The 12,897-nt window shown below is 46.0% G+C and carries 7 protein-coding genes; all 7 read left to right on the top strand.

From position 1 onward, the window contains the following. Positions 1 to 2: 2 nt before the first annotated feature. Positions 3 to 1,757, top strand: a complete 1,755-nt coding sequence (locus tag ACT29H_RS00925) for a LamG domain-containing protein (RefSeq protein ID WP_444819711.1) — start codon at positions 3 to 5, stop codon at positions 1,755 to 1,757. Positions 1,758 to 2,103: 346 nt separating this feature from the next. Continuing rightward, the gene (locus ACT29H_RS00920) at positions 2,104 to 4,071 is read left to right on the top strand and encodes a glucoamylase family protein (protein ID WP_444819710.1); all 1,968 of its coding nucleotides are present in this window, start codon (positions 2,104 to 2,106) and stop codon (positions 4,069 to 4,071) included. Positions 4,072 to 4,080: 9 nt separating this feature from the next. After that, positions 4,081 to 5,514 (top strand): glucoamylase family protein, encoded by a 1,434-nt coding sequence (locus ACT29H_RS00915; RefSeq protein WP_444819709.1) that lies wholly within the window; start codon positions 4,081 to 4,083, stop codon positions 5,512 to 5,514. 93 nt (positions 5,515 to 5,607) lie between these two features. Then, positions 5,608 to 7,935, top strand: a complete 2,328-nt coding sequence (bglX, locus tag ACT29H_RS00910) for a beta-glucosidase BglX (RefSeq protein WP_444819708.1) — start codon at positions 5,608 to 5,610, stop codon at positions 7,933 to 7,935. A gap of 151 nt (positions 7,936 to 8,086) precedes the next feature. Further along, the gene (locus tag ACT29H_RS00905; RefSeq protein WP_444819707.1) at positions 8,087 to 9,889 is read left to right on the top strand and encodes a family 43 glycosylhydrolase; all 1,803 of its coding nucleotides are present in this window, start codon (positions 8,087 to 8,089) and stop codon (positions 9,887 to 9,889) included. A gap of 31 nt (positions 9,890 to 9,920) precedes the next feature. Continuing rightward, on the top strand, positions 9,921 to 11,558 hold the full coding sequence (locus ACT29H_RS00900) for a sulfatase family protein (RefSeq protein WP_444819706.1): 1,638 nt from the start codon (positions 9,921 to 9,923) through the stop codon (positions 11,556 to 11,558). A 359-nt stretch (positions 11,559 to 11,917) separates the two neighbouring features. Continuing rightward, positions 11,918 to 12,691 carry a prolyl oligopeptidase family serine peptidase gene (locus ACT29H_RS00895; RefSeq protein WP_444819705.1) on the top strand — a complete coding sequence of 258 codons (774 nt, stop codon included), beginning with the start codon at positions 11,918 to 11,920 and terminating at the stop codon, positions 12,689 to 12,691. Positions 12,692 to 12,897 lie beyond the last annotated feature (206 nt).

Raw genomic sequence — 12,897 nt, 5'->3', positions numbered from 1 at the left:
ACATGAAAACATTAAAATTAATATTCGCTTCTTTACTGGTGTTGAGTTTTTTCAATGCCTGTGATCAACAATACATCGACGATATTTCGAAAGTGGAACCCGGAGAAGATGAATCGGCCCCGCAGGTCATCGTTAATTTCCCGCCCGAGGGATATGAATTGCAGACCAACGATGCGGTGGCATCCATCACCTTCGATTTTGAAGTGAGCGATGATATTGAAATTGCCTCGGTGGTTCTGGAAATGGATGGCAGTGAGATGGCCTCTTTTACCAGTTTCAAGGATTATAGAGTATTCATGGAGAAATACACCTATGATGAGGTAACCACCGGATCGCATGTTTTTACGATAAAAGCAACAGATCTGAATGGTGAGACTACCGTTGTAAATATCAACTTTAAGAAATCCCCACCCTATGTTTCCGAGTACGAGGGAGAGGTGTTCTATATGGCCTTCAACAACGAATACCGTGAAATGAATACTCTTTCTCTGGCTACAGTTGTCGGTAACCCCGGCTTCGCGGAAGGCATACAGGGCGGGACAGCTTATCAGGGCGCAACGGATTCCTACCTTACTTTCCCGACTTCTTTACTGGAGGGAGCTACGGCCGTTAGTGCCTCTTTCTGGCTCAAGATTGACGCTTCGGCTGAGCGTGCCGGAATACTGGTGGTGGCACCTCCTGCCGATAACAATAACGACCGTACCAAAGGATTCAGGTTATTTCGTGAGTCCAGCAACAGTGGTGCAACTCAGCGATTTAAGCTGAATGTGGGAACCGGCGATTCCGATTCGTGGTACGACGGTGGTACTGCTGCCGATGTGGAGGTAAATACCGGTGATTGGGTTCATATCGCGTTTAGCATTTCTGAAACCCGGGCGGCCCTTTATATCAACGGGGAAACAGTATCCGAAGGCGCCTTCGACGGCATTGACTGGACCGGTTGCGATTTGATTTCCATCATGTCGGGAGCACCCTACTGGACCGAATGGGGGCACTTGTCTGACGGTAGTCAGATGGATGAATTGCGTATTTTTAACAAAGCCTTGACACAGGATGAGATAAGGACCATCATGCTCAAAGAAGAGGCTTCGTTCTATATGGACTTTAACGGGGATTATCAGGATGCAGTAAGTGGTGCTGATGCAACGGTTGTTGGGAATCCCTCTTTTGAATATGGTGCCGGAGTTACCGGAGATGCCTACAAAGGTGCTGCCGATTCTTATCTTACCTTTTCGGCAGAAGATCTCAATATCCAATCTGAAGAATTTAGCGCCAGCTTCTGGTTAAACATCAATGATGATGCCAGCCGCGCGGGAATTCTGGTAATGGGACCCGAGGACGCTGCCAACCCGGATGCTCAGAACGATCGGACCAGTGGTTTCCGGTTTTTCCGTGAAGCCACCAACGACGGCGCAACTCAACGCTTTAAACTCAACGCGGGGAATGGTACGGCCGATTCCTGGTTCGATGGTGGCGAAGCCGCCGATGTAACCCCCAACACCGGAGAATGGGTGCACTTTGCCTTTGTCATCAGCAATAGTGAGGCCCGGGTTTTTATTAACGGGGTTGAAGTATCCCAGGGCGTTTTTGATGGCATCGACTGGAACGGTTGTGACCTGTTGTCCATCATGTCGGGCTCACCACGGTTCAACGGATGGGGACATACCTCAGACCAAAGTTGGATGGATGAACTCTATATGTTCCCCAAAGCCCTTACAGCAGACGAGGTGGGGTTGCTGATGAGCGATGGGATATAGAATCAAACAACACAACTGATAAAACCTTTTGTTTGATGTCTTAGTACTCTGTAAGCTTCAGTGTGTTTCTCCGTGAATCTATGTAATATAGATTGTTATGCAGGATATCACGGAGAAACCGCTGAATTACATTTTTTATTTGATTGGATAAGAAGCACTCTTTTACGATTCATCGTAACTCTCTTTTTCTCGTTCTTTTGTGACCCTGTTTCCGATTGCAATTAAATCCATTTGAAAAGATATTTAAGTTGTTGGTTTTGGTTAAGTTGAATGAACAAGTTTATACAAGTTGTTGTGACCAACTTACCTTGTTTTAATCGTTTCATTTTACCACATCTTTTTGATTATGCGTAATGTACTCTTTTGGTTGTTGTTGGTTTCGATGATATTGGTATCATGTGACACGAATGATCCTGATCCTGAGCCGGAAAAGCTTTCCGTTTCTTATGTTTATGTAGGGGAGCATGCTCTTTCGGTCGGAGGCGAGAACAACAATATTGATATTGACGAGCCGATAGAAATTAAATTTGACCAATCGGTCAGTTTGGAGTCGGCACGGGAAAATATTTCTTTAGGCACTGAGGCCGGTGCAGAGATAGAACTATCGTATTCTTCCTTTGACCAGAACAAACTTTTTAAAATCGAACATCCCACACTGGATGAAAACAGTGTTTATACGCTTTCCATAAAGCACGGCCTGAAAGGTGAAAATGGGGAGGTGTTCGAAGGTCTGGATTATACGTTTTCAACGCTTACCTCTCCTTTACAATTAGAATCGATAACCATTGGTGGTGAGGAGGTCAATTCTGCTTTGTCAATTACAGATGTAAATCTAAACCCGGTTATTGAACTCAATTTTAATGTTGACCTGGCACCCGAAGATCTTGCCGGCTACATCTCTTTGACTTCGGGTAATGAGGTGGTGGATATTACCTTAAACCGGACTGAGGAAAATAGGATCACCGTTTTGGTTGCTCAGGATTTAGACGACTACACCAAATATCTCTTCACCATTTCCCCGAAGCTGGAAGAGCAGATGGGGCGACCGTTCGACGGACTGGACCTGACATTTTACACCGGACCGGCTTCAACGCCCAAATTCCCGGCGATTTCCGATGAAGAATTGTTGACCAAGATACAACAACAAACCTTCCGGTATTTTTGGGATTTTGCTCACCCTGTGAGCGGCATGGCCCGTGAACGAAACACATCGGACGAGACAGTAACCACCGGTGGTACCGGATTCGGCATTATGGCCATTGTGGTGGGGATGGAACGAGGCTTCATAACCCGAGAGGAAGGGGTGGAACGGTTGAATACGATTGTTAACTTTCTTGCCGCTGCCGACCGCTTTCATGGCGCCTGGCCCCATTGGTTGAACGGGACTACCGGCGATGCGCTGCCATTCAGCACTTATGACGATGGTGGCGACTTGGTTGAAACATCATTTCTGGTGGCCGGATTGCTCTCTGCCCGTCAATATTTGGATGCTTCAGATACCAGTGAAAAAGCTTTGATCGATGAAATCAATGATTTGTGGGACGCTGTGGAATGGGATTGGTACACCCGCGATGGTCAAAATGTACTCTACTGGCACTGGTCATCCAATCACGGGTGGGCCATGAACATGCCCATAAAAGGCTATAATGAAGCGCTGATTACCTATGTTTTGGCTGCATCTTCCACTACCCACACGGTGCCAACCGACGCATACCATCAAGGGTGGGCCGATAACGGAGAGATGGCTAACGGCAACCAATATTATGGATACACACTTCCCCTCGGTCAACAATATGGTGGCCCCTTATTCTTTGCACACTATTCCTTTTTAGGCCTCGACCCCCGAAACCTGTCGGACCAATATGCTGACTACTGGGAGCAGAATGTGAACCATACTTTGATTAACCGACAACATTGTATTGAAAATCCCAACCATTTTGTTGGGTACGGTCCCGACTGCTGGGGCCTTACTGCCAGTGATAACCATGAAGGCTATTCGGCCCATTCCCCCACCAATGACCTGGGAGTTATTACACCTACGGCCGCCATCTCATCTCTTCCTTATACACCGGTTGAGTCATTACAGGCCATACGTTTTTTCTACTATCAACTGGGCGACCGACTCTGGGGCGATTATGGTTTTTATGATGCATTCAATATTACCGAAGGATGGGTGGCCGATTCTTATCTGGCAATAGACCAGGGTCCTATTGTGGTGATGATAGAAAATTACCGTTCCGGACTTATCTGGGAGCTGCTTATGTCGTGCCCTGAGATTCAGGAAGGGTTAACAAAATTAGGATTTAACTATTAGCGATATAATATGAATAGAGTATTTGGATTTGTAAAGGTTTTAGTGGTAATGGTTGTGGTATTGCAGGCATCATGTGGAAACGTTCAGAAAAAATCGACAGAACAATCGCAAAACACAACCGACGGAATTTCTGAGGATTCTTTATTAACACTGGTTCAATATCGGACATTTCAATATTTCTGGGATGGGGCCGAACCCAATTCAGGGCTGGCACGTGAGCGTATCCATATGGATGGTAATTATCCCCAAAATGATATGCATATCGTGACCACGGGAGGTAGCGGCTTTGGTCTGATGGCCATACTGGTTGGCATCGAACGTGGTTTCATCACACGAGAGCAGGTATTGCAGCGATTCATTAAGGCGGTGGACTTTCTGGAAAAGGCCGACCGTTTTCATGGCGCCTGGCCCCATTGGCTCGATGGTGTGACCGGAAAAGTAAAACCTTTTTCAACCTATGATGATGGAGGTGACCTGGTGGAGACGGCGTTTTTGGTACAGGGACTGCTCGCCGTCAAGAACTACTTCAAAGACGGGAATGCTGAAGAGAGAGCGCTGGCCCAAAAGATCGATCGTTTATGGCGTGAAGTGGAGTGGAACTGGTATACCCGTGGCGAAAACATTTTGTATTGGCATTGGTCGCCCAACCACGAATGGAAGATGAATTTCGGGGTGAAGGGCTATAATGAATGTCTGGTCATGTATGTGCTTGCCGCTTCGTCACCCACCTATCCGGTGGATGCGGCGGTCTATCATGAGGGGTGGGCCAGAGGCGGTGACATGGCCACACCTCAGACCACCTTTGGATATGAACTTCCCCTGAATCATCAGGTAGATCCTTACAAAGGAGGACCTTTGTTCTGGGCTCATTACTCTTATCTGGGGCTCGATCCCAGAGGGTTGTCCGATCGTTACGCCAACTATTGGAAACATAACGTTGCGCATACCATGATCAACCGTCAGCATTGCATTAATAACCCTATTGATTATAAGGGATACGGAGAAAACAGCTGGGGCTTGACATCCAGCTACAGCGTTCCGGGGGCAAAAAACTATTACAAAGGGAGAACCGAAGAGGTCCCCGAAAAAGGGAATTCCGCAAATGCAGAATATGCCGCCCATTGTCCATCCCTTGATTTGGGGGTAATAGCACCAACGGCAGCACTCTCATCCATCCCCTACGCACCCGAAGCAGTCATACCCGTTTTGCGCCATTTTTACGAAGATCTTGGAAATAAGATATGGGGAAAATATGGCTTTTACGATGCCTTCAGTGAAGAGTATGAATGGTATCCCAAACGATACCTGGCCATCGATCAGGGGCCTGTCCCGGTGATGATAGAGAACTACCGCACCGGGTTGCTCTGGGACCTTTTTATGCAGGAAGAGGATGTCTTAAACGGATTAAAGAAACTGGGTTTTTCAAGTCCGCATTTTGATTGAGGAAGGTTGTAGAATATCAGGTTGTTCGGCGAATAGGTTTTTAGAGTAATGAATTAGATAAAACATGTAATAATAAAGATACTTTTTGCAATCATGAAGAGAATTAGAAGATCATTTGTCGCTATAGGCGTTTTTATGTGGTTGATGTCTTGCGGGAATACATCCGTAAATGAAAGTGCGGTTGAATGGAAAAGCTATAGTGGCGACCCCGCAATAGAAAGGAAAGTCGATTCTGTGCTGAGTCTGATGACGCTGGAAGAGAAGATTGGCCAGTTGAATCAATATTCCGGAAATTTTGCGGTGACCGGCGAGGTGGCCAATACCCGGTCGGGTGAATATCTGAAAAAAGGGATGATAGGCAGCACCTTTAATGTTTTTGGTGCCGACCATGTTAGGATGTTGCAGGAGCAAAACTTGAAATATTCGAGGCTCAAGATTCCCATGCTCTTTGCTGCCGATGTTATCCATGGTCTGGAAACCACTTTCCCCATACCGTTGGCAGAGGCCTGTTCATGGGACCTGCAACTCATGGAGAAAAGCGCACGCATCGCGGCCGAAGAAGCTACAGCTTCAGGTGTCGCCTGGAATTTTGCCCCCATGGTGGATATCTCTCGTGACCCACGCTGGGGACGCATCATGGAAGGTGCCGGTGAAGATGTCTATCTGGGCAGTCTAATTGCCCGTGCTCGCGTTCGTGGTTTCCAGGGTATCGACAGTTATAAGGATTTTTCCAAACCCAACACCATGATGGCTTGTGCCAAACATTTTGTAGGATATGGGGCCGCTCAGGCAGGGCGTGACTATCATACCGTAGATATCTCGAATCGTTCCTTGCACGAAACTTATTTGCCGCCGTTTAAAGCCGCCGTTGACGAAGGCGTGGCTTCATTCATGACCGCCTTTAACGAACTGGACGGTGTCCCCTGTACCGGTAACAAATATATTTTTCAGGACATTTTGCGCCATCAGTGGAACTTTAATGGGATGGTGGTCACCGATTACACCGCTATTCAGGAAATGGTGGCCCACGGCTTTGCCAAAGACCTGAAGCAGGCCTCTAAACTGGCTATGGATGCAGGCATTGACATGGATATGATCAGCGAAGGGTTTGTGACCTACCTGAAGGAACTGGTTGAGGAAGGCCAGGTTTCCGAAAAACAAATTGATGTGGCCGTTGCCCGTATCCTGGAAATGAAATTTTTACTGGGGCTGTTTGATGACCCTTATAAGTATTGCGATGCGGAACGGGAAAAAGAAGTGTTGATGAATCCCCAACACCTGCAGGCAGCCAGAGAAGTGGCCCAACGATCCATCGTATTGCTGAAGTATGACCCTAATGTTTTGCCATTGAGAAAAGAGGTTCCTAAGCGGGTGGCTCTTATCGGACCCTTTGTAAAAGAACGGGAAAGCCTTAACGGTGAGTGGGCCATTAAAGGTGACCGAAGTAAATCTGTTACCCTCTGGGAAGGCCTGCAGGATAAATACAACAACACGCCTGTGAAATTTAACTATGCCAAAGGAACTTCTCTGCCGGTGATTGACGGTGCAACCCGTCAGGTCTCTACAGCTCAGGGATTCGACCGCAGCGGGTTTGCCGAAGCGGTGAGGATTGCACGAAGCAGCGACCTTATTCTGGTGGCGATGGGTGAAAACTTTAACTGGTCGGGCGAGGCTGCCAGCCGTACCGACATCACTCTGCCCGGAAACCAACGCGAATTGTTGAAAGAACTCAAAAAAACAGGAAAACCCATTGTGCTGATCTTGTTTAACGGCCGTCCGCTCGACCTGTCATGGGAAGCCGAAAACGTAGATGCCATCGTTGAAGCCTGGTACCCGGGTATCATGGCAGGCCACGCCGTCGCCGATGTCCTGTCGGGCGATTACAACCCCTCTGCCAGGCTGGTGGTCACCTTCCCCCGTAACGTCGGACAAATACCCATTTTCTATAATATGAAAAACACAGGGCGTCCCTTCGATGAAAACCATCCGGCCGACTATCGCTCTTCCTATATCGATTCGCCCAATTCCCCACTTTTCCCCTTTGGGTTTGGGTTAAGTTATACTACCTTTAAATATGAGAATGTTAAAATCTGTGACACTAAGCTAAGAAGAGGAGAGACATTGACGGTTTCGGTAGATGTTAAGAATATCGGTAATAGGGATGGCGAAGAGGTGGTGCAACTCTACATGCGTGATAAAGTGGGGTCGGTGACCCGTCCCGTGAAGGAGTTGAAGGGGTTTAAAAAGATATTCCTGAAAAAGGGAGAAACCCAAACCGTACAATTTACCATCAACGAAGAGTTGTTGAAAATGTATAACATCGATATGGAATGGGTGGCCGAACCGGGCGAGTTTGATGTATGGGTGGCTAAAAACTCGGCCGATGAATCCAATCATCTGGAGTTCGAGTTGGTGGATTAGTGTGAATAAAAACGCGCAGACGCTAAGACGCAGAGTTTTTTATGAGATTATTGTCACCTGAAATCTAAAATGCCGTTGAGCATGACATTCTTGTTTTTGAGGTGGTCTTGTTCAATGGCATATTAATCATCATTGGAAAAAAAATATTGTGATGAGGCTTTTGTATATTTTTATTGCATTAATGGTAGCCGTTAACATCGGATGGGCTCAGGATGAAGTGGTCCCGCAAACCTATTGCAATCCCCTGGACATCGACTATTCCTATATGGTCTATAATTCCAGCCGGAATATTTCCTATCGCTCGGGTGCCGACCCGGCGGTGGTGGAGTTCCGCGGAGAATACTATATGTTTGTGACCCGCTCGTTTGGCTACTGGCACTCTCGCGACCTGATTCACTGGGACTTTATAAAACCTGTTCAGTGGTATTTTGAAGGGTGCAATGCACCCGCCGCCTTTAATTACAAAGATTCGGTTATCTATTTTGCCGGCGACCCCGCAGGCTATGGCAGTATCATCTATACCGATGACCCCAAAGGTGGAAAATGGACCCCAATAGCGTCTATTACCTCTAATATTCAGGACTCTGAAGTATTTATTGACGACGACGGGAAAACCTATCTCTACTGGGGCTCTTCCAATGTATATCCCATAAAGGTGAAAATGCTTAATAAAGATGACCGCATGCTGGAAACAGGTGTCGTTAAGGAGTTAATTAACCTGGACGAAGAGAAGCATGGCTGGGAGCGTTTCGGTGAAAACAATTTTCATCCCCGTATTAAGGAAGGATACATGGAAGGCGCATCCATCATCAAGCACAACGGGAAGTATTATCTGCAATACGCTGCACCGGGCACTCAGTTTAACGTTTATGCCGACGGAGTCTATATCGGGGATTCCCCGCTGGGGCCCTTTGAATATATGAAAAGCAATCCCATGAGCTTTAAGCCGGGCGGATTTACCAACGGCGCAGGCCATGGCATGACCATGCGACAAACCAACGGGCAGTACTGGCATTTTGCAACCATGGCCCTGGCTTCCAATTCTCAATGGGAACGCCGAATTTGTATGTTCCCTGTTTATTTTGATAAGGAAGGGTTAATGTATTCTAATACCGATTACGGTGATTACCCTCGTTTTGGGCCTGACCATCCATCTAAAGCCGGACAGCATTGTGGTTGGATGTTGTTATCGTATAAAGGAAAAACAACGGTTTCTTCATCCAAACTGCAAATTAAAAAGAGTACCACCAACGACGATGAAATTGAAATTACCGAATTACCTGCAACCACTGATGATTATGGAAATATATTGACTGAGGTGTTAACCGACGAGAACCCCAAATCCTTTTGGGTGGCCGAGGCCAATGATGACCAACAATGGGTGCAAATTGAGATGCAAAACCCCGGAAAGATTTATGCCTTTCAACTCAATTTTCATGATTATGAAACTGGTATTTATACGCGGGTTGATGGATTACGTCACCGCTTTACTCTGGAAGTGTCGGACGATGGAGAAAACTGGATTACCGTAGTAGACCGTAGCAATAGCTACAAAGATTCACCCAATGCCTATATCCCACTAAATGAGCCGGTGATTGGGAAATACATTCGTTATAACAATGTAAAAGTGCCGGGCAGAAATCTGGCACTGTCCGAAGTCCGCGTGTTTGGCATTGGATTGGGCAAGAAACCGGACAAAGTTAAGGGTTTCAGGGTGGAGCGGCAGGACGACCGCAGAGATGCCCGGCTCACCTGGAAGCCCGTGAAAGGAGCGCAGGGATACAACATCCGTTGGGGTATTGCACCCGATAAGCTCTATTTGTCGTGGCTCGTTTACGATGATAATGAACTCTTTATGCGCTGTCTGGACAGGGATGCGCCATACTACTTTTCTATTGAGGCCTTTAATGAAAATGGAATTTCGGAGCGGACTAAAGTAATAAAGGTGGACTGAGATTTCCTTTTATTTGATAAAACAGTTAAAAATGAGCAAATATAACTTTTCCCGGTTGGGTAGTATGTTTCCCATCCTTCTTCTTTCCTTATTTGTATCCTGTTCCGGGCAACAAAAGGTGGAGAAGAAGAGGCCCAACATTGTCTTCATCATGAGTGACGACCACGCCTATCAGGCCATTAGTGCCTATAACAATAAGCTGATTGAAACACCCAATATTGATCGAATAGCTCATGAGGGAATGCTTTTTACCAATGCATCGGTTACCAATTCTATTTGTGCACCATCCAGGGCCACCATATTAACAGGTAAACATGCGCATTTGCATGGGAAAGTGGATAATGTTTTTCCTTTTGATACGACCAATATTACTTTCCCTCAAATCATGCATGAGCAAGGTTATCAAACCGCCATGTTCGGAAAACTGCATTTCGGAAATAATCCCAAAGGTTTTGATGAGTTCATGATTCTTCCCGACCAGGGCGACTATTATAACCCGGAATTTATTTCGAAAAGAGGCGATACAACCATAACGGGCTATGTGACGGATATTATAACCGATTTGACCCTTGACTGGCTGGAAAGCAAGCGTCAAAAGGATCAACCTTTTCTTTTGTTCTATTTGCACAAAGCGCCACACAGGGAGTGGTATCCTGCGCCTCGACATTACCGTGAGTTTACAAAAAGAACATTTCCCGAGCCGGCAACCCTTTTTGATGATTATGCGGGTCGTGGAACAGCGGCCGGAGAAGCTGAAATGAGTTTGCTGCATCATATGACCATTTCAGCGGATAATAAAATCTATCCCGATGTTGCACATGAACTGGGCATTGAAGAACCATCCGATTGGGGGTTTAAAATATTTAAAAGCAAATATGGTCGGTTTACCGAGGAGCAAAAGAAACAGTGGGATGAGGTCTACGGCCCCATCAACGAAGAATTTAAAAAGTTATATCCCAGCATGAATGATTCTGATTTATTACGATGGAAATATCAGCGTTATATGCAGGATTACCTGGGATGCATTGCCTCTGTCGATGAGAATGTGGGCCGAGTGCTCGATTATTTGGAACAGTCGGGGCTTAAGGAAAACACCATTGTGGTGTATACCTCCGATCAGGGATTTTACCTTGGTGAGCATGGCTGGTTCGACAAACGATTTATTTATGACGAATCGTTTAAGACCCCTTTGTTGATGCGCTGGCCCGGCAAAATTAAACCGGGCTCGGTATCCGATGAGATGGTGCAAAACCTCGATTTTGCCCCCACCTTTCTGGAGGCGGCAGGGGTCGAAATCCCCGATGACATGCAAGGGGAAAGTCTGATGCCCTTGCTTGTGGGAACACCTGAAAAGTGGACCCGCGATGCCGTTTATTACCACTATTATGAATATCCGGGTTTTCATGCGGTGAAACGCCATTATGGAATCGTGACAAAAGAGTATAAATTAATTCATTTTTATTACGATATTGATGAATGGGAATTATACGACCGGAAAAAAGATCCCAATGAACTGAATAATGTCTATGATGATCCGGCCTATAAGGACGTGGTATTTGAATTGACCCAAAAGCTATACCGCATCAGACAGAAGTACGGGGATTCGGACAGCCTCGACCGACAATTCATTCAAAAGTATAAAGAGCGGGGAATAATAAAGGACCGTTGAAACACCCAGGGCATCTTATCCCTCTGCAACCGTATAGCCGTTAATTGGCAAGCTATGTCTGTTCCTTATGGCCAAAAGGTAAAATAGATTCAAGAGAAAGGATTGAATTAAACTGTTATAACAGGAATAGGTTTATTGCCACATGAACGGGAGATGCAATTGTAAGTTTCGAACAAAAAATTCATGCGCATCGTTTAAGTCGTTGATGCGCATCTTTCCGCAAATTGATGCGCATCATTTAATCAATTGATGCGCATCGAATGGTTGGTCGATAAGCATCCAATCGGCGCATCATGCGCAGGGAATAAAAAATGATAAGGATAATCCCATTAAATCAGGGAATTAAAAAAATTAGACCAATGAGAAATTTATGTTTACTGGTATTGGTTGTGCTGACAGCCATAAATGTCAAGGCACAGCATTTTGAGGCTTTTTTACCCAATGTATTTGTTCATGATAATGATACTTTAAACTATCGGATATTATATCCCCCAAATATGGAAGCGGGAAGAAAGTATCCCTTGATCTTGTTTTTGCACGGTGCCGGGGAAAGAGGGGTAAATAATGAAAAGCAGTTGATACACGGTGCCGCATTGTTTGTAGATGAAGAAGGTCGCCCCACGCAGGACGCCATTGTGTTATTACCGCAATGTCCGCCCAATGTTATGTGGACGCATCGCGTCAAGGAGAAAAACAGTGACGGTGTCTGGGAATTTAGTTTTCCGCTGGGTGATTCTGCACCCCGTCCCGCTCAACTGGTCAATAGTCTGGTAGAAGAGCTGATGGCATCGGGGAGGGTAGATCCCGAACGAATGTATGTGATGGGGTTATCCATGGGCGGCATAGGTACCCTGGAGTTTTTATATCGATGGCCTGAGAAATATGCTGCAGCCATTTGCATTTGCGGTGGTCATGACCCGGCTTTGACGTCCACCTATTGTCATGTTCCGGTTTGGTTTTTCCACGGCGGAAAGGATGATGTGGTGCCATCGGTTTATTCCCGACAGGTTTTTGAGGTTCTGAGGAAATGTAATGTAAATACCCGATACACGCTCTATTCGGAGTTAAACCACAATTCATGGGATGCCGCATTCAGCGAACCGGGACTGCTGGAGTGGCTGCTGAGTTTTTGATGGGTAATGGAACAAGCGTAAAAATAGAGTGTCTTAAATTTTTTTGATGCTATAAATTAGTTGTTGCGTTATAGGTAAATAAATGAAACGAGCATGGCAAGAAGGTTTCTCACAATATGAACATGTCTAAACTGTAGGTCATGCGGGTTCCGTTCGGCCAATAACTAAGATGAAAGTTATAGGGATGAAAAATCAATTGAAGTAAA

Source organism: Thermophagus sp. OGC60D27 (genome assembly GCF_052400625.1).
Taxonomy (GTDB): Bacteria; Bacteroidota; Bacteroidia; order Bacteroidales; family Marinilabiliaceae; genus Thermophagus.
Note: the sequence above shows the minus strand (reverse complement) of the source record. Positions and strands in the feature narration are given on the sequence as shown.